Here is a 19,304-nt window from a genome sequence, read left to right as displayed (position 1 = left end):
GAACGGGTACCTCATCGACCCAGCTGGAGCCTAGGGGGCCATGCATGCGCGACCCGGAGGAGGATTCGGGTGTGCACGTAGGCGGCGACGCCTACGGCAGCGTTCGGGTGAACCCGAGGCGTGATCGCAGGTCGGCGAGGGGTGCCCGCACCAGGCGGCGCGGCCTCGTGATCGCCGGCGCGCTCTCGTGCCTGGTTCTGGGCAGTTCCGGGGTGACCTGGGCGCTGACCAATTACGCCACGACGAAGATCGAGGCGGTCGACGCGGGGGTCCCCGGCTCGCGGTCGAGCACCGGCGCCATGAACATCCTGGTGGTCGGCGTCGACAAGCGCGACGACCTCACCCGCAAGCAGCAGAACCAGCTCAAGCTGGGCCGCGAGACCGGCGAGCGCACCGACACCATGATGGTGATCCACGTGTCGGAGGACCACAGCAAGGTCACCGTGGTCAGCCTTCCCCGCGACACCTGGACGACGGTCCCCGGCAAGGGCATGCACAAGATCAACGCCGCCTACCAGCTCGGCGGCCCGAAACTCGCGACGCGCACGGTGCAGACCGCCACGGGCCTGACCCTGCACCACTACGTCGAGGTCAACGTGCTGGGCTTCATCGAGGTGGTCGACGCCCTCGGCGGCATCTCGGTCTGCACCCCGGTCCCGATCAACGACCCGAAGACCGCGCTCGACCTGCAGCCGGGCACCTACTCCTTCGACGGCGTCAAGGCCCTCTCCTACGCCCGCACCCGCGCCACCGCCCGCTCCGACCTCGACCGCATCGACCGCCAGCAGCAGGTGATCTCCGCGCTGCTGAACCAGGCGCTCAGCGGGGAGACGCTGACCAACCCGGTCAGGCTCGCCTCGTTCGTCGACACCGCCCTCGACACCATCCGGGTGGACGACGCGCTGCGCGGGGACCTGCTCGGCCTGGCCGACCAGCTCAAGGACGTCTCCACCGACGACGTCGCCTTCGCCACGGTCCCGCTCGCGGACGTCGACTACAAGACGCCGACCGGCGAGTCCGCCGTGCTCTGGGACAAGGAGGCGGCCAAGGAGCTGTTCCGCAGGATCGCCGCCGACGAGACGCTGGTCAAGCCCGTCAAACCCGGCAAGTCCACGCCCACCCCGGCGGCCTCCCCCTCGGCTCCCGCGCTGACCGTCGCGCCCTCGCGGATCGCCCTCAGGGTGCTCAACGGCACCACGATCACCGGCCTGGGCGCGCAGACCAGGGCCGACCTGCAGAGAGTCGGCTTCCTGGTGCCCGAGACCCCGGGCAACACCCCGCAGAAGGACTTCGACAAGACCGTCATCCGGTACGGCCCCGGGCGCGAGGATTCGGCGCGCACGGTCGCCGCCGCGCTGCCCGGGGCGGAACTCCGCCCGCTGGAGAGCCTGGGCGACGAGATCGAGGTGGTCGTCGGCCGGAAACACGCCCCGGCGAAGAAGGTCACCGTGAAGGAGACGGCCGCCTCGCCCGCCCCGAGCGCCACCCCCGCCGCGACTCCGACAGCCAGAACGGCAACGGACAATATCTGCAAAAAGTGAGCTAAGTGCATAACAACCTTCTGTCAGGGCAGCTAGGAAGGCACGGAGGTGATGATCGTGATCTCAACATTCGATGTTCAGACATGGCGCAGCGGCACCTGTGTGGTCGTGCAGGCGACGGGCGAGCTCGACATGGCCGTGGCTCCCCGGTTGCGAGCGGAGATCGACGGCGCCCTGCACGAGGCGGGCAGCCCGAACCTGGTGATGGACCTGACCGGAGTGCCGTTCTGCGACTCGGTGGGGCTGGGGGTCCTCGTGGGCACGCTCACCCGTCTCAAGGAGGCCCACGGCCGCCTCATGCTGGTGGTGAGCCCCGGCATGATCACCCACCTGTTGACGATCACCAATCTCGACCGGCACTTCGAGACGCGGGACAGCCTGCGCGAAGCGCTCGACGCCATGGCCCCGAGCCACTCCTCGGGCTGACCTCTCCCAGGTCAGGCCGGCTTTCCCAGCCGGCTCACGCTTCTCTCCCGTCATTCGGGAAACGGTTTCCCGCACGTCCACACCCCTGTGCCGCCGAGGCCACCAAGCTGTTTCCTTGAATAGCTGGCACATATGCAGGTTGGCATCTACACTTCGCTTCGAAGCTATACGATCACGGAAAGCGATGATTCGCACCGTTAGGGAGTATCGTGGCTTCAGATAGTCCACCCCCTCCGCGCCCGCACGACGCGACCGGGGAGACGACGATCTGAGGCCAGGCGTCAGAGCGACACCCCCTGGCCGGATACGTACATTCACGTGAGCCTGCAGGGAAGTGGGCGATGAACGCACTTCAACTCACGAGCGAGCACGCGGACGGCTTCGTGGTCATCACGGTGGCCGGTGAGCTCGACCTCGCCACCAGGCCGGACCTGTCGGCCTTCACCCAGGACGTCATCGACGTCCGCCCCGGCACGGTCATCATCGACCTGGCCGGTGTCACCTTCATCGACGCCTGCGGCCTGAGCGCGCTGATCGCCGTCAAACGGTACGCACGCGAGCACGACACGCCTCTGCTCCTGGCCGGAGCCCCACCGGTCGTCCTGAAGCTCCTGAAACTGACCAACCTCGACGCCTCCTTCACCGTGATCTCCCGCACGATGGCGATGAGCCCCCCACCGGGCTGCTCACAGGCCGCCTCGCACGTCCAGGCGACCAGCCCCCTCGCCGACCGCTAGGAGGCCCGGCTCAGGCGGACTCCCTGATCACCAGCGTCGGCTCGAAGATCCGCGAGGTCACCGGCTGGTCCGGATGCTCGATGTGGGTCAGCAGCAGCCGTCCCATCTCGGCGGCCATGTCCTCGACGGGGTGGCGGACGGTGGTGAGCGGCGGCCGGCAGGCCAGCGCCGCGCTGCTGTCGTCGAAGCCCACCATGGCCACGTCGCCGGGCACGCTGCGCCCGTGCTGGCGCAGCACCAGCAGGGCGCCCTGGGCCATCAGGTCGTTGGCCGCGAAGACGCCGTCGATGTCGGGATGCTCGGCGAGCAGCCGTTCCATCGCCACCTCGCCGCTGTGGAGGGTGAAGTTTCCCTCGGCGCAGGGGATGTAGGGATGGCCGTGCACGGCCATCGCCTCCTGGAAGCCCGCCAGGCGGTCCTGGCTGGCCGGGACGTCGAGCGGGCCGGAGATGGTCGCCAGCCTGCGGCAGCCCCGGGCGACGAGATGGTCGGCGGCCAGCTTGCCCCCGGCCCGGTGCCCGACGTCGACATAGCTGATCGGGATCGGCCTGGCCGGTCTGGCGAAGAGCACCGCGGGCAGCGAGGCGTCGGCGAGCAGCTTGGGCAACGTGTCCTCGGCGCTGATGGAGACCAGGATGGCCCCGTCGACGTTGCCCCGGCGCAGGTAGCTGACGACCTGGTCGCGGGTCTCCGGGGTGTCGGCGAACATCAGGATCGGATAGATGCCCAGCGGGCGCAGGAAACCGACGACACCCCCGGCCACGCGCCCGAAGAACGGATCGGCGAAGACGTGGCCGGGAAACGGGCTCTCCTCGCTGCTGCCCGCCCCGGAGACGATCAGGGCGATCGTCCCCGTACGCCGGGTGACCAGGGAGCGCGCGGCCTGGTTGGGAACGTAGCCGGTGAGGGCGATCGCCTGCTTGACCTTCTCCTGGATCGTGAGATCGACATTGCGGATCCCGTTGATCACGCGCGAGACCGTGGCACGGGAGACTCCTGCCGCCCGCGCCACATCCTCCAAGGTCGGGGGTGCCGACACTCGCGGTGGGCCTTCGCTCATAGGGCTTTTATAGCACAGCGAGAGAGCGCTCTCCCGAGAGCTCTCCCGAGGTCGGCGGCTCCGTGCCGAGAAGCACCGCCGCGCTCAGCGGCAGATCGGCGGCCGAGCGTCCGGCCAGCACCGTGAAGACGCCCTCCTCGGCCCGCCAGGCGTGATGCTCGGCCGACCAGTGCCGGAAGGCCCGCGCCGGGACCTCCACCGTGACCTCGGCGACCTCGCCCGGCCCCGCGTCGGCGAGGGCGTAGCCGGCCAGCCAGCGCGCGGGACGGGTCACGCCCGTCTCCGGACGGGACAGGTAGACCTGGACGACCTCGCGGCCGACGCGCTCTCCGGTGTTGCGCAGCCGTACCCGGACGGGCAGTGGGCTCTCCGGGGAGACGTCCCAGGGCGCGGAGACGTCCTCGTAGGACCAGGACGTGTATCCGAGGCCGTGCCCGAACCAGTACGCCGGCGGCTCGGGCCACCGCAGCCAGGCGCGGTACCCGATGTCGAGGCCCTCGGCGTAGGCGAGCGTCCCGTTCTGCGGGACGGTGGAGACGAGCGCCCTGTCGGCCCAGGTCGTGGGCAGCCGCCCACCGGGTTCGGCCCGGCCGAACAGGACGTCGGCGAGGCCGTGCCCCGCCTCCTGCCCGGGGAACCAGCTCAGGAGCACGGCCGGCGCCTCCTCGCGCCACGGCAGGATCATGGGACCTCCGGAGTTGACGACCACGACGGTCGCCGGGTTGGCCGCGGCCACGGCCCGGACCAGCTCGTCCTGTCGTCCCGGCAGCTCCAGGTGGGTGCGGTCGGCGCCCTCGTTCTCGATCTCCTCCGTGGAGCCGACCACCACGACGACGGCGTCGCAGGTGCGGGCGAGCTCGACCGCGGCGGCCAGCTCCACCTCGTCGGCGCGCCGGGGCGGGTCCGCGGCCAGGACCGAGGCGATCCCGCTGCCGGGGTCGAGCCGCCGCCGGGAGACGAGCTCCACGTCCCGGCCCGCCGTCACGGGGAACCGGGCGCGCCGGTACGGCGGGGACAGGTGCACGGTGGCGGGGTCGTCGGTGTCCCGCTCCACCTCCTCGTCGACCAGGACGTGGCCGTCCGCCTCCAGCAGGACGTGCCCCCATCCGGCGACGGCCAGCTCCCACAGTCCGTCCACCTCCGGACGCAGCAGGGCGTGGATCTCGACGGTGGCGGCGGCGTCGATCCGCGCGGGCTCCAGGATGCGGCCGGTCAGCCGGTGCTCGGCGTGGATCTCGGCTCCGGCGGCGTCCAGCAGCCGGACCAGGACGCCGGGCTCACCGGTCAGGGGATCGCGGGCGTTGTCCGTGCCCAGCGGGGTCGGCCGGTCGTCGAGGTGCGGGCCGGGGCGGTGGAGCACCTCCGCCGTACCGGACAGCGCCTCGCGGATGCCGTCGAGGGGAGACACGACGGACACGGGGTACACGCCCGCGCTGCCGCCTCCCTGGATCCGGGCGGCGGCGGCGTTCGGCCCGATCACGGCGACCCTGCGCAGCCGCGCGGGGTCCAGGGGGAGCAGCGAGCCCTCGTTGCGCAGGAGGACGGTGCTCGCGGCGACGGCCCTGCGCAGCAGCGTGCGGGCGGCCCCGTGCCCTCCCCGCTCGCCGCCGTCCTCCCGCCCGGCGGCGCAGGGGAGGGTGGGCGGGGGGTCGGCGGCATCGGCGCCGAGGTCCAGCGCGCCGACCCGGGAGGCCAGCCGGAGCAGGCGCCGGACCTTGTCGTCGATCGCGGCCTCCGGCACCTCGCCCGCGCGCACCGCGGCGACCAGCGCCTCCCCCCAGGTTCCCTCCGGCCCCGGCATCGCGAGGTCCTGCGCGGCGCGGGCGGCGGGGCCGGTGGAGCGGACGCCGCCCCAGTCCGACACGACCACCCCGTCGAACCCCCACGCCCCCTTGAGCGGGTCGGCCAGGAGAGGACTCTCCGACATCGTGGTCCCGTTCACCCCGTTGTAGGCGGACATGACGACCCAGACGCCCGCCTCCACCGCGGCCTCGAACGGCGCCAGGTACAGCTCGCGCAGGGTCTGCTCGTCGACGCGGGCGTCGAGGGTGAGCCGTTCGGTCTCGGAGTCGTTGGCGACGTAGTGCTTGGCGGTGGCCGCCACCCCGCCCGCCTGGACGCCCCGGACGCAGGCGGCACCGATCCTGCCGGTCAGCAGGGGGTCCTCGGAGTAGCACTCGAAGTGGCGCCCGCCGAGCGGCGAGCGGTGCAGGTTGAGCGTCGGGGCGAGCAGGACGTCCACGCCCTTGCGCCGCGCCTCGCCGGCGAGCAGCCCGCCCAGCAGTTCCACCAGGTCGTCGTCCCAGGTGGCGGCCAGCGCGGTCGCGGAGGGCAGGGTCAGGGAGGTGCTCCGCTCGTCCCACCCCTCCCCGCGCACGCCGACCGGGCCGTCGGAGGTGACCATGGCCCGCAGCCCGATGCCCGGCTCCGCGTGGGTGGACCACACGGTCGCCCCGGTGAGCAGCCGCACCTTGCGTTCCAGGTCCAGCTTCTCCACCAGCCGGTCGAGCTCGTCGATGCCCACGTGTGTTTCCCTTCGCTGTCGGAGAGCGCTCTCCAGTACGTCACGGCGCTCCCGCGGTGTCAATGTCCGGCAACGGACACGCCGGGGCCCGCGTCGGGAGAGGCTCTGTCGAAAAAGGCCCTGTCGAGGAGGCCCTTGCCGGGAGAGCCCCTGCCGGCAAGGGCCTTGCCGGGAAAAGCACGTGCCCGGCCCCGGCCCGCGGGTGCCGGAGTCCGGGGCACCCGGGGCCGGAGCCGGGCACATGCGGTCAGGGGAGCTCGAAGTTCTCCGTGAGGGCGGCGCCGCGGTGCGGCTTGTACAGGTCGTAGCCGCGCGGGTTGCACTGGAGGCCACCGTTGATGCAGTGGGTCACCAGGGCGTCCAGGATGGCGGGGTTGTCCCAGGCGTTGAAGAAGTCGTAGTGCCAGGTGTAACCGCGCCCGCTGGCCAGCCGCGCCTGCGACAGGTCACCGCCGGCGGGGAAGGCGATCTTGAACTCCAGCATCGGCACCGCCACCGGGTGGCTGGGCGGGCAGTAGCCGGCGACGGGGTAGGACATGTGGCTCTTGTGGTCGGCGCTGTCGAGGTTGACGCCGTCCCAGCAGCTCGGCGCCTGGTAGCGGACGTTCACCTGGCTGCCCGCCACGCAGGACGTCGGGATGTCCCAGCTCTTGGAGATGTCGCCGCACTCGAAGCCCTCGACGGCACCCGGGGAGTCGCGGAACTCCGCCAGCGTCGCGGTCGGGCTGCCGACGACGAAGCGCAGGCCCTGCGGGAAGGGCCGCACCTCCCAGTAGCTGAGGATGCCGGACTTGTAGTAGATGACCTGGTTGCCGGTCGGCTCGATCAGCTGGTTGCCCTTGTAGAAGCTCGGGAACCAGTAGGCCGACCTGTCGTGCGGGTTGGTGCACGAGGTGCCGCCGCCGAGGAGCGACGACTGCGTGCTGTGCGCGTTGGTCGTCCTGTTGCCGACGAAGGTGTGCATGTGCGAGGCGCCGGGCAGGCCGGGGTAGATGATCGGGTCGTCGGGCCGGTTCGCCGTCGGGGAGCAGTTGGCCTGGAACTCGTGGTGCGTCACCTCGTCGGTGAACGTCGGCTTCGGCCTCGGGGTGACCGGGGATCCGCCGGTGCCGTACACCTTGAACTCCCACAGCGAGTAGCCGTAGCCGGTGCCCCGGGCGGTGCCGTACATCCGCACGTACCGGCCCGAGCCCGAGACGTTGAGGGTCTGGGTGCCGCCGGTGCCTGTGGTGGTGGAGTGGACGTCGGTCCAGGAGGAGCCGCCGGCCGAGGTCTGGATCTTGAACGACCTGGCGTACGCGCCCTCCCAGTTGAGGACGACCTGGGAGATCGTCGCGGTGGCGCCCAGGTCGACCTGGAGCCACTGCGGGTCGGCGGCGGCGCTGGACCACCGGGTCCCGTTGTCGCCGTCGAAGGCGGCCCCGGCGCCGTAACCGCCCCCTTCCGAGGAGGAGGCGGTCGCGGGCCGGCTCTGGGAGATCAGGCCGTCGGCCGCGCTTGCGGGGGAGATGATCGCCAGACCGGCCGCGACCAGCGTGGTGAGGGTGGCGGCTACCAGTCCCAGGCGGAACCTGACTGGACTTCGGGATGGGCGCATTGCCTCTCCTTCAGTGGGGGGTGGCCGTTGGGAACGGCGCAGGGAGAGCGCTCTCCTATGAGGTTGATCCCCTTTGTTGCGAATTGTCAAGATGACGGCCAACCCGATCTGAAACCCGCCGTTCACGTCACCGACACAGGGACACGCCCGCTTTGTCGCCGCGGACGCGTCGAAGGACGTGCGGAAAAGTGGACTTTGAAGGGGTATGTCCATCGAGACGAGGTTTCGGGTGCGTGATCAGCGCGTTTCGATCTCGCGAGAAGAAGGGCCTTGACACCGCTCGATCTCCGGGAGCACCCTCGATTACGGAGAGCGCTCTCCCCTCCTGTCGTCCCTTGGCAGGCATCCCCCTTTCGAGGAGAGATCGTGTATCCAGCTCGTAGTTCGGGCCGCTTCCGGTTGGGCCTGCTCATCGCCGCCCTGGCGGCACTGGTCCTGTCCGGCCTGGCGTTCCCCGGCCCCGCGGCGGCGGCCGACGGCCTGCTGTCGCAGGGCAGGAGGGCGACGGCCTCGTCGTCCGAGGGCGCCGGTTACGTCGCGTCGCTGGCCGTCGACGGGAACCTGACGGGCACTCGCTGGGCCAGCGCGTTCAGCGACCCGCAGTGGCTCCAGGTCGACCTCGGAGAGACGGCCACGATCAGCCGGGTGGTGCTGACCTGGGAGGCCGCGTACGGCAAAGCCTTCAAGATCCAGACCTCGGCCGACGGCTCCTCCTGGACCGACGTCCACTCCACCACCACTGGCGCCGGCGGCACCCAGACCCTGGACGTGACCGGCTCCGGCCGGTACGTGCGGATGTACGGCACCGCCCGGGGCACCGGCTACGGCTACTCGCTGTGGGAGTTCCAGGTCTACGGCAGCACGGGCGGCTCCCAGGAACCCGAGGAGCCCGGCACCTGGACCGAGGTGTGGAAGGACGACTTCAACGGCTCGGCCGGCACCTCCCCCTCGGCCGCCGACTGGATCCTGCGCACCGGCACCTCCTACCCCGGCGGCGCCGCGAACTGGGGCACCGGCGAGGTCGAGACCATGAGCGCCTCGACGGCCAACGTCTCCCTCGACGGCACCGGCAACCTGAACATCAAGGCGATCAGGGACGGCGCGGGCAACTGGACCTCGGGCCGGATCGAGACCCAGCGCACCGACTTCGCGCCGCAGCCGGGCGAGATGCTCAGGTTCAGCGCCCGGCTCAAGCAGCCCGACGTCGCGAACGCCCTGGGCTACTGGCCCGGCTTCCGCGCGACCGGCGCCGCCTACCGGGGCGACTACAACAACTGGCCGTCCGTCGGCGAGACCGACATCATGACCGGCGTCAACGGCCGCGACCAGCTGGCCAACACCCTGCACTGCGGCACCGCGCCCGAGGGTGTGTGCAACGAGTACAACGGCCGCACCAGCGGTTTCGCCACCTGTGACGGCTGCCGGACCGGCTACCACGAGTACGCGCAGGTCATCGACCGCACCAAGACGGACGAGGAGATCCGCTTCTATCTCGACGGCAGGCAGACCTGGGTGGTGCGCCAGAGCCAGGTCGGCGTCACCGCGTGGCGGGCGGCCCTGCACCACGGCTTCTACCTCCGCCTCGACCTCGCCATCGGCGGCTCCCTGCCCAACGCGCTCGCGGGAACCACGACGCCGACCGCCGCCACCACCTCCGGCGGCGTGCTCAGCGTGGACCGGATCTCGGTCGCCAGGCAGGCCGGCACCGTCCCCGCCGCGATGACCGACCCGGCGACCCCCGCCGGGCCGAGCACCGTCAGGGTGACCGGCTCGCAGGGCAACTGGCAGCTCCAGGTGAACGGCGCCCCGTACGTGGTCAAGGGCCTGACCTACGGCCCGCCGCAGGCCGCGGCCGACGGCTACATGCGCGACCTGGCGGCCATGGGCGTCAACACGATCCGCACCTGGGGCGTCGACGACACCCACACCCCGGCGCTGCTCGACAGGGCCGCCCAGCAGGGCATCAAGGTCATCGTCGGGCACTGGCTCAACCAGGGCGCCGACTACGTCAACGACACCGCGTACAAGAACAGCGTGAAGAACGAGATCGTCGCCAGGGTGAACGCCCTCAAGGGCCGCCAGGGCGTGCTCATGTGGGACGTCGGCAACGAGGTCATCCTCACCATGCAGGACCACGGCCTGCCGGCCGACGTGGTCGAGCAGCGGCGGGTGGCGTACGCGAAGTTCGTCAACGAGGTGGCGCAGGCGCTCCACGCCGCCGACCCCGGCCACCCGGTCACCTCCACCGACGCCTACACCCACGCCTGGACCTACTACAAGGCCCACTCCCCCGCCCTCGACCTGCTCGCGGTCAACTCCTACGGCGCCATCCACACCGTCAAGCCGGACTGGATCAGCGGCGGGTACACCAAGCCGTACATCGTCACCGAGGCCGGGCCCGACGGCGAGTGGGAGGTGCCCGACGACGTCAACGGCGTCCCCGACGAGCCGACCGACCTGCAGAAGCGGGACCAGTACACCGCCGGCTGGAACGCGATCAAGGGCCACCCCGGCGTCGCGCTCGGCGCGACCGAGTTCCACTACGGCCTGGAGAACGACTTCGGCGGGGTGTGGCTCAACACCACCACCGGCGGCTGGCGCAGGCACGGCTACCACGCGCTCAAGGCGGCCTACACCGGGCGGCCCTCGGCGAACACTCCCCCGGAGATCACCTCGATGACGGTCGGCTCGCGGACCGCCGTCCAGGCCGGGAAGACCTTCACCGTCGAGGTCGCCGCGACCGACCCGAACAGCGACCTGATCCGCTACAACCTGATGTTCGGCAACAAGCACATCAACGGCAACCGCGGCTTCGACAACGTCAGGTTCGTCCAGACCGGCCCCGGCAGGTTCACGGTGACCGCGCCGGAGCAGATGGGCGTGTGGAAGGTGTACGTGTACGCCTTCGACGGGCACGGCAACGCGGGCATCGAGCAGCGGTCGTTCCGCGTCGTCCCGCCGGCGGTCGCCGGGACCAACGTGGCGCTCGGCAAGCCGACCACCGCCTCCTCCTACCAGGCGACCGGCGACGGCGGTCCGTTCACCGCGAACCGGGCCACCGACGGCAGCTTCACCTCCCGGTGGGCCAGCGAGTGGGCCGACCCGCAGTGGATCCAGGTCGACCTCGGCGCGACCACCGCGATCAGGCACGTCCAGCTCGGCTGGGAGGGCGCCTACGGCAGGGCGTACCAGATCCAGGCCTCCGCCAACGGCTCGACCTGGACCAGCGTCCACTCGACCACGACCGGCGACGGCGGGTTCGACTCCGTCGATCTCAACGCGTCGGCCAGGTACGTCCGGGTGAACCTCACCCAGCGCGGCACGGCGTACGGCTACTCGCTCTGGGAGTTCGGCGTCTACGGCTAGTTCCTCTGGCTGCCCGTATGAACCCGATCGACGGTGCCGCTCTCACCGCGTCCGGCCCGCGACGGAGCCGCACGCGCGAGCGACAGCCCGTTCCGAGGACGCGCCGCCCGGGTCACCGACCCGGGCGGCGTGTCACCGGCCTCCTCCCGGAAGCCCTTCGGAAGTCCCGCGTCGGAAGTCCCGCGAGGCTTTGGTCCCGACCGTCAGGCAACGCGCGAGGAGGGCACCGCCCAGGTCCTGCAGGAGCCGGGGTCGCCGCTCCTGAAACCGCGGTCGAGCCAGTGGACGATGTTCTTGCCCCTGGCAGGTAGTAATCCTCGTCCACCAGGATCGCCGCCGTCCTCGTCGAGAAGCAGTAACGGGCGTTGATGTTCTTCTGCCACTTCCTCGCGAGAGCCGCGGCCACGATCGGCCGGGCATGATCGACGTGAGCCCGCACACGCGTCCATCCCCGTCCGCCATGTGCCCGTCCGGTTCACGGCCCCGAATTCTGGACCGTCACCAGGGTCTTACCGCAAGCCCCCCTGCCCGCTATACGTTGAAAGTGGCGAGGAGTCCGGGTGTTTCCGTGGGCCTGACGCGGGGGTTCGTCACCTGACGGAACCCGGCGTCGCCGCCGTGCGCCGGTCGTCCCCGACACCTCCAGACGCGCCGCAGAGAGCGTTTCCTGTTGCCGGATAAAGCATGACATATCAGCATAAAGATATAATCGACAACAGCAGTGCGGCTCCGTAGGACAACAACCCGAAACCTCCGGCACATAAGTCGATCTTTGTGGTCCGCCCTTTGACCAGGGCCTCTCCTTTCATCGATCAAGACAGTGGCCACATTAACCCCAAACCGCGCTTTTGGTCATAAAAGACTCGTCAGGGGAATGGGAAAATCTCGCGTCAGATCCCTGGAAAGAATGTGGGCTTCACCGCGCATCGACCCATTACAGTCGACCACAGGCATACCGTCACGCCCCGCGCCGGGCTCTTCCCCCGTTCCCGCAGCACGAGGACGCAAATGATCGAGATTCCTCTCCCCGCCCTCCAAGAACAGGACCTGAGCCTCAGATCCCTGGACGTAGCGCGATCCGAGGATTTCCCGTCCGCACCCGGCGATCGACACTCGCCGCCCCTCGGGGAGCACCTTCCGCCCCTTTCCGGCCGGATCAGCCTCGGCGGCCCTCTCGCGGTGCGGGTCACCCCCGACTACGTGGCCGACGATCCGGGCCTGCGCGCGTTCGTGGAGCAGGAGTACGAGCACGTCACCTACCACGTGGTGCACCTCTCGATCAGCTTCGCGGCCGAGCCCAGGACACCACGCCTGTCCACCGCCGACGTCAAACTGGCGCTGTCCTCGACATCCACCTCCGTCGAGCCGGTGGCGTGGTCGATGACACCAAAGCAGGTGACCGACGTGGCCCAGGTGGAGCGCAGGTTCACGCTCGGGCCTCAGCTGAGCCTTCTGGGCGCCGACGTGAGCCTGGGCGAGATCGGGCGGACCACCTCCAAGCAGCGCACCGACGTCTTTCTCCAGGCACGAAACGAGTTGCGCGCCAACCCGGAGTGGGCATTCACCAGCACCAAGACCATGGCCATAAATGGCTCATATCGCCTCATTTTGGTCGTACGAGGAGCTCGGGAAAGCGCGACCGGTATCAGCGTCACGATAAGCGCCTCCACCGAGGGAAACCTGCTCCGCCGGTACGGGAGAACGCTTCCCGATCCCCTGCGACTCGCGGCCGTTCTGTGATCACGGCGCGCCCGCGCCGACCGGAGACGAGACCACCACGCCGAGAAAGAAGTGACCGGGTGAGGGACGAATTCACCTCAGAGGAGATCACCGAACTCGCCGGCGCGTTCTCGCCCGGTTCCGAAGCCCGGTGGCTGCTCAGCAGGGCGGGATTCCCGCCCACCCTGATCCCCTCGATGAGAGACGTCAACGGCGGCGACTTCTGGTGGGCGGTGGGGCAGGAGATCGCACGCGGAGCCATGCCGGACGGCCGCCGCCGCCTCATGGCGGTGGCGGCGGAACGCTATCCCAGCAACCCGGTCTTCCGGGCCGCGCTGCGCGATGCGGCCCCCGAGACGGCCCGCCGCCCCTCGGAGACCGTTACGGTGACGCGCGTCATGGCGGTGGGTGCCAGCCCGCGAGATCATCCGAGAGTCCGCGCCGACCGGGAGGCACGGGCGATACAGGAGGCCGCCAGGCTGGGGCACCTGGACGTCCTGATCTGCCCGGCCGCCCAGGCCACCGACCTCAAACGCCTGAGAGAGTTCCAGCCGGACATCCTGCACCTGAGCTGTCACGGCGACGGCAAGAACCTGATCTTCGAGGACGTGCACGGCGGGGAGCACCCGGTGCCCGCCGGCGACGTCGTCGAGACGCTCCGCCATCACCGGGAGGCCGAGGGAGGCCACCTGCGGGGCCTGGTCCTCGGCTCGTGCCACAGCGTGGAGATCGCGTCCCGCTTCACCGAGGTCGCCGATCAGGTGATCGCCCATCGCGGCGAGCTTGACGACGCGTGCGCGATCGCCTTCGCCCGGCACCTCTACGAGGATCTGCACCGGATCCCCGACCTCGGCCGGGCCGCGCGGAACGCCGCGAGGGACGCCGTGAACACCGACCACTCCTGCACCGGCGTGCTGACCGGCCTCGTCGTCCTGCCGGAGCGGGGGCCGGGATGAACGCGGGCTTCGATCCGGCGGTCGCGGCCTGGGCCGAGGCCCACGCGGCGACCATCAGGACGCGCACCGCGCACCCAGCCGGCAGCGGGCCTCAGGAAGCAATCGGACCGGTGACCGTCAGCGCCGCGACCGAGGTCAGGGTATGGTCCACCGGCGGGATGCGAATACAGTCCCTGGCCGGAGTCACGCTGCCCGACGGGCGTCTTTTCCTCGCCACCGCGAGCTTCGACGGCATCGTGCGCATCTGGGACGGACACACCGCGACCCTCCTGCACACCCTCACCGCACACACCGGCCCGGTCAACTCGGTCGCCTGGGCCACCCTCCCCGACGGACACGCCCTCCTCGCCACCGCGAGCTTCGACGGCACCGCACGCATCTGGGACGGACACACCGCGACCCTCCTGCACACCCTCACCGCACACACCGACGCGGTCCACTCGGTCGCCTGGGCCACCCTCCCCGACGGACACGCCCTCCTCGCCACCGCGAGCATCGACGGCACCGCACGCATCTGGGACGGACACACCGCGACCCTCCTGCACACCCTCACCGCACACACCCGCCCGGTCAACTCCGCTGCCTGGGCCACCCTCCCCGACGGACACGCCCTCCTCGCCACCGCGAGCATCGACGGCACCGTGCGCATCTGGGACGGACACACCGGCATCCTCCTGCACACCCGCCGCAGTCCGGTCAGATCGGTCGCCTGGGCCACCCTCCCCGACGGACACGCCCTCCTCGCCACCGCGAGCTACAACGGCACCGTGCGCATCTGGGACGGACACACCAGCACCCTCCTGCACACCCTCACCGGACACACCGGCCCGGTCTACTCCACCGCCTGGGCCACCCTCCCCGACGGACACGCCCTCCTCGCCACCACCAGCTACGACGGCACCGCACGCATCTGGGACGGACACACCGGCACACCCCTGCACATCCTCACCGCACACACCGACGCGGTCCACTCCATCGACTGGATCCCCCTCCCCGACGGGGGACTGCTCGTGGCGAGCAGCGTGTCGAGCGAGGTCCACATGTGGGACATCCAGCTCGACCCACCCCCACGCCCGTTCTCCCCGGCTCCGGCCCTCGATCACCGTTCCGACTCGGCCGCCAGACCGCGAACCGTCCTGGAGAACGTCGAAGAGATAACTCCGACCAACTCGTCAGCCGAACTGGGAGCGGAGAAAACCGACAGGGTCGCGTGCGTGGCACTTGACGACGGACGGTTCCTCCTCGCCACCGCGAGCAGCGACGGCACCACTGTGCGCATCTGGGACGGACACACCGGCACACCCCTGCACGCCCTCACCGCACACACCGGCTCGGTCTGGTCCGTCGCCTGGATCGGCCTTCCCGACGGACACGCCCTCCTCGCCACCGCGAGCAACAACGGCACCGCGCGCATCTGGGACGGACACACCGGCACCCTCCTGCACACTCTCACCGCACACACCCGTCCGGTCTGCTCCGTCGCCTGGATCGGCCTTCCCGACGGACGTCTCCTGCTCGCCACCGGAAGCTACGACAACACCGCGCGCATCTGGGACGGACACACCGCAACCCTCCTGCACACCCTCACCGCACATACCGAGGACGTCTGGTCCGTCGCCTGGATCGGCCTTCCCGACGGACGTCTCCTGCTCGCCACCGCGAGCATCGACAACACCGCGCGCATCTGGGACGGAAACACCGGCACCCTCCTGCACACCCTCACCGCACACACCGGTTGGGTCAACTCCGTGTCCTGGGTCACACCGCCCGACGGACGACCCTTGCTCGCCACCGCCGGCGACGACCACACCGCGCGCGTCTGGGACGGACACACCGGCACCCTCCTGCACACCCTCACCGCACACACCGACAACGTCTGGTCCGCCGCCTGGGCTCCCCTCCCCGACGGACGACCCTTGCTCGCCACCGCAAGCGACGACGGCACCGCACGCATCTGGGACGGACACACCGGCACCGAGCTGTACCAGTTCTCGCTTCACGACGCCTACCCCGAGGGGATCGACTGGGCGCCGCTCCCCGACGGACGGCTGCTTCTCGCCGCGGCGCGTGGCCACGACCCGATCCACAGCCCCGCGCGCATCTGGGAACTGCGGCTCGATCCCCCGGTCGGCCACGCCTCGCCGACTCGGCAAGCACGTCCTCGCAGCAGGCCGGGGATCCCCGCCGAAGCCCTCCTCACCTTCGGCGGTGCCGGGGTGTGGCCACCGATCGGGCTGATCGACGACCTCGTCACGCTCACCGGCCCCCGATGGACGGGAGAGCCGGCGCTGAACGACGGGCGTCTCGGGACACTGGCCGAGCGGCCCGGCATCCGGCGGCTGCGTGACCTGGGATGGCCCCGCAGGGCCAGGCTCGCCTTCGCGGCGCTGCTGGTCGGCGGCCTCACCCCGCAGGACCGCTACGTCCCGCCCGCCGAGGCGGAGCCGTCCGCACTGCGGGCCGCGCTCGCGGCCTCCCTGGGCAGGCCGGGAAGCCGGTGGGGACAGACGGGAACGGATGTGGCCGAGCTGACGAGCGCCGCGGAGGAGATCACCACCCGTACGATCACCCTGCTGACGATTCTCGGGCCCGCCGCGTGCGCGACCGACCCCCTGCTGCCGCTGCGGCTCGCCCACCGGATCCCGCAGCTGCCGGCGCTGAACCAGCGGCAGCTCCGGTTCCTGGCGGCTCCCGCCGCGCGTGAAAAGGCGGGGGCGAGGCGGAGCGGCGCGGGAACCTCCCGCTACAGCCCCGGCACGGCGGACATCACCCGCCACGGGCCGCTCACCGCGCTGCTGGGCACCCAGCTGGCTCTGCCTCCCGACCTGATGGCGCTGCGCCACCTGGAGAACCAGCTGCTCTACCGCAGGCACCTCGCCCCGGTCCCGCCGACGCCGGAACCCGTCGTTCTGCTGCTGGACACGACCCCGCCCACCCACGGGCAGCCCGAGCAGGTGCTCCGGATGGTCGCGCACCTCATGACCACCGAGCTGTGGGAGCACGACCGGCGGCCGACGCTGATCTCGCTGACCGATCCGGGTGTCGCGGCGCCGCTGGCCGGTCCGGCGGATCTCGCGAGGCTCTGGTCCACCCGGACGCTGGAGCCTCCGCTGCCCGCGCTCCGCCGGGCGATGGAGACCGCCCGCGAGATCCCCTGGCCGGTCGTGCTGCTGACCCATCACCACACCGCGCAGGACGCCTATCCCATCACCGAACGGACACGACTGGTGACCACCCACCACCCGCCGGAGACCGCGCCGCGCTCCCCCCGCCACCCGCGCCACCGGCATCTTCCGCCGGACCCCACGCGCGAACAGCTGCGCGCCGCCGTCCACGCCCTCCTGCTGCCGTGACGGACGCGATGGACACGGCGGACACGCGCAACACGACGGACGCGACGCGCGGCGGGCCGGTCTGGCGGGAGGCCGTGCTGGGAGAGCCGTACGACGGCGGGCGAATCAGATGCGAGCTGTGCCCGTTCCGGTGCGTGCTCGCCGACGGCCAGGTGGGGGTGTGCCAGGTGCGGCGCAACCGGGCCGGGGTCCTGGAGACGGCCACCTTCACCGCCGCGACCGCCCACCTGGACGCCATCGAGCGTAAGCCGCTCTATCACGTACGGCCCGGAATCCGGGTGCTGACCGTCGCCGGCCCCGGCTGCACGTTCCGATGCGACTACTGCGTCAACCATCGCCTGTCGCAGTACGGCCGGGTGGACACGGCGCCGTGGATCGGCGATCCGGCGCGTCCTGGCGAGCTGGTGGAGCAGGCCGTCGCGGCGGGGGCGGCGGTGGGCCTGTCCTACGCCGAGCCGGGGCTGGCCCCGGAGCTGACACTGGCGCTGGCCGAGCACGCGGACGGCACGGGGGTGCCCCTCGTGTGGAAGAGCAACGGGTTCCTCACGTCCCGGGCGATCGATCTGGTGGCACCGGCCCTCACGGCGGTGAACATCGACGTGAAGGCGGCGGGCGAGGCCGAGCACAGACGCCTCACGGGCGCTCCGCTGAAGCCGGTGCTGGACGCCGTCGAACGGTTCCTCGCGGCGGGCGTGTGGGTCGAGGTGAGCACGCCGCTGATTCCGGGCACCTCGGCGGAACCGGCGGCCCTGCGCCGGATCTCCGGCTGGTTGCGCGGGCTGGGGCGGGAAATCCCCTGGCATCTCCTGCGCTTCACACCGGATTTTCGGATGCGCCGCCATTCACCGACCGTGCCATCCGAATTGAACGCGGCCCGGGAAATCGGACATGAGTCGGGATTGGATTTCGTCTACGTGGAGAGGGCTCTGGGCGCGGAAGGCCGCCACACCCGGTGCCCGGTTTGCGAAACGATGCTCGTGGAACGCGGAATATGGGAAACAATGGAAAATCACATCACGGGCGGTCGCTGTCCGCGATGCGAGAAGCAGGTTCCCGGCCGATGGGGGGATCCGTGACGGTCCGACATTCAGAAAGCCCTCGCGACGACAAAGGCGGCGGAGAGACCACATACGAATTCGTGGAGTCCCTGCCGGATCTCATCGACGCCTCGGAATACGGCCGGTATCCGGACGGCGGTCTGGTAAGGCTGCGAATCACGGTGACCGAGTCGGGTGTCGAATTGCTCGGAGACGGCATGCGCCCGGAGGCGGTGGAGGCACTCCTGGCCGCACTCGGCGGCGGCACGATGGAGCAGATGCTGTGCGGATAGACGAAACGGGCGCTTCCGCGGGTTCCGGTGCGGAGACCGGCTCCGCGCGTTCCCACGCTCCGGACGGGGAGAGCGGTGTTCTCCACGCTCGCGATCCCGGCGAGGAGGGCGAGTTCCTTCACGGCCTCCGGCTGGGCCTCGACCCCCAGCCCGCCTTCGCCGCCGCGGACCGCGGCGCGGCCACGACGAACCCCTCCTCATGGTGGAATCACCTGTCCTGCACGACCTGCGGCCACACGTTCCGGCGCGGTGACCGGGTGCTGGTGGACGAGGAGACCGGGACGGTCCGGCACGCCGAACGGGCGCTGGAGTGCGGAACCGGCCTCCCGGACGACCCCGGAGCCGTCCGGGAGGATCCGAAGGACCCGGACAACGAGGTCGCGGAGTTCTCGGTCGGGCTGCTGAGCGCCTGGCCTCCCGCGGTGCCGATCTCGCGGCTGGCGGCCGGAGACTGGAGGATCCCCCGGAGGGGTGCGGCGGGGAAGCCGCGGGGCTGCGGCTTCTGCGGTCACACCTTCCGGGCGGGCGAGTACGTCGTCGTGTGCCCTTGCAGCCCGGACGCCCCGAGGTGCGAGGCGGCGGTCCATCGTGACCCGGCCATCGGGCTGCCCTGCTGGGAGCGGTGGCAACCGTCCGGAGGACTCAGCGTGTGCCCGGTGACGCAGACCCGGATCGTCCGCGCGGGGGACCGGTGA

Annotated in this window: 13 protein-coding genes; 10 read left to right on the top strand and 3 right to left on the bottom strand. The window is 70.7% G+C overall.

Annotation, left to right across the window (positions count from 1 at the left end):
* The first annotated feature begins 71 nt into the window (after positions 1-71).
* The 3 genes from AB0G15_RS14925 to AB0G15_RS14915 all read left to right on the top strand — a co-directional run bounded on the left by AB0G15_RS14925 (position 72) and on the right by AB0G15_RS14915 (position 2,704).
* Complete coding sequence (locus tag AB0G15_RS14925; protein WP_362839236.1) at positions 72-1,541, top strand: LCP family protein; 1,470 nt, start codon at positions 72-74, stop codon at positions 1,539-1,541.
* A gap of 57 nt (positions 1,542-1,598) precedes the next feature.
* Positions 1,599-1,967: an STAS domain-containing protein gene (locus AB0G15_RS14920; RefSeq protein WP_362839234.1), complete on the top strand. Its 369-nt coding sequence runs from the start codon at positions 1,599-1,601 to the stop codon at positions 1,965-1,967.
* A 341-nt stretch (positions 1,968-2,308) separates the two neighbouring features.
* Positions 2,309-2,704 carry an STAS domain-containing protein gene (locus tag AB0G15_RS14915; protein ID WP_362839232.1) on the top strand — a complete coding sequence of 132 codons (396 nt, stop codon included), beginning with the start codon at positions 2,309-2,311 and terminating at the stop codon, positions 2,702-2,704.
* A gap of 10 nt (positions 2,705-2,714) precedes the next feature.
* Here AB0G15_RS14915 and AB0G15_RS14910 read toward each other — a convergent pair whose 3' ends face one another.
* The 3 genes from AB0G15_RS14910 to AB0G15_RS14900 all read right to left on the bottom strand — a co-directional run bounded on the left by AB0G15_RS14910 (position 2,715) and on the right by AB0G15_RS14900 (position 7,885).
* Entirely contained in the window at positions 2,715-3,764 is a 1,050-nt protein-coding gene (locus tag AB0G15_RS14910) for a LacI family DNA-binding transcriptional regulator (protein ID WP_362839229.1), read from the bottom strand.
* A 7-nt stretch (positions 3,765-3,771) separates the two neighbouring features.
* Positions 3,772-6,288, bottom strand: coding sequence for a glycoside hydrolase family 3 C-terminal domain-containing protein (locus AB0G15_RS14905; protein ID WP_362839226.1), 2,517 nt, complete (start codon positions 6,286-6,288; stop codon positions 3,772-3,774).
* 247 nt (positions 6,289-6,535) lie between these two features.
* The gene (locus tag AB0G15_RS14900) at positions 6,536-7,885 is read right to left on the bottom strand and encodes a DUF1996 domain-containing protein (RefSeq protein ID WP_362839224.1); all 1,350 of its coding nucleotides are present in this window, start codon (positions 7,883-7,885) and stop codon (positions 6,536-6,538) included.
* 366 nt (positions 7,886-8,251) lie between these two features.
* On the opposite strand from AB0G15_RS14900, the gene AB0G15_RS14895 reads away from it, so the two are divergent.
* The 7 genes from AB0G15_RS14895 (at position 8,252) to AB0G15_RS14865 (ending at position 19,304) form a co-directional block, all read left to right on the top strand.
* On the top strand, positions 8,252-11,251 hold the full coding sequence (locus AB0G15_RS14895; RefSeq protein ID WP_362839222.1) for a discoidin domain-containing protein: 3,000 nt from the start codon (positions 8,252-8,254) through the stop codon (positions 11,249-11,251).
* Between the two features lie 1,179 nt (positions 11,252-12,430).
* The gene (locus AB0G15_RS14890; protein WP_362839219.1) at positions 12,431-12,991 is read left to right on the top strand and encodes a hypothetical protein; all 561 of its coding nucleotides are present in this window, start codon (positions 12,431-12,433) and stop codon (positions 12,989-12,991) included.
* Between the two features lie 59 nt (positions 12,992-13,050).
* Positions 13,051-13,926 (top strand): effector-associated domain EAD1-containing protein, encoded by an 876-nt coding sequence (locus tag AB0G15_RS14885; protein ID WP_362839216.1) that lies wholly within the window; start codon positions 13,051-13,053, stop codon positions 13,924-13,926.
* 158 nt (positions 13,927-14,084) lie between these two features.
* Positions 14,085-17,279, top strand: coding sequence for a WD40 repeat domain-containing protein (locus tag AB0G15_RS14880; RefSeq protein ID WP_362839213.1), 3,195 nt, complete (start codon positions 14,085-14,087; stop codon positions 17,277-17,279).
* Between the two features lie 8 nt (positions 17,280-17,287).
* Complete coding sequence (amrS, locus tag AB0G15_RS14875; protein ID WP_362839210.1) at positions 17,288-18,355, top strand: AmmeMemoRadiSam system radical SAM enzyme; 1,068 nt, start codon at positions 17,288-17,290, stop codon at positions 18,353-18,355.
* A gap of 62 nt (positions 18,356-18,417) precedes the next feature.
* A complete protein-coding gene (locus AB0G15_RS14870) occupies positions 18,418-18,609 on the top strand; it encodes a radical SAM-modified peptide, FtsH ternary system-associated (protein WP_362839207.1) in 192 nt (63 codons plus the stop codon).
* Positions 18,600-19,304 (top strand): hypothetical protein, encoded by a 705-nt coding sequence (locus AB0G15_RS14865; protein ID WP_362839204.1) that lies wholly within the window; start codon positions 18,600-18,602, stop codon positions 19,302-19,304. Before AB0G15_RS14870 ends, AB0G15_RS14865 begins: the two co-directional genes overlap by 10 nt.

The sequence above is a fragment of the Streptosporangium sp. NPDC023825 genome, assembly GCF_040639575.1.
Lineage (GTDB): Bacteria > Actinomycetota > Actinomycetes > Streptosporangiales > Streptosporangiaceae > Streptosporangium.
This window is presented reverse-complemented; position numbering and strand designations above follow the sequence as displayed.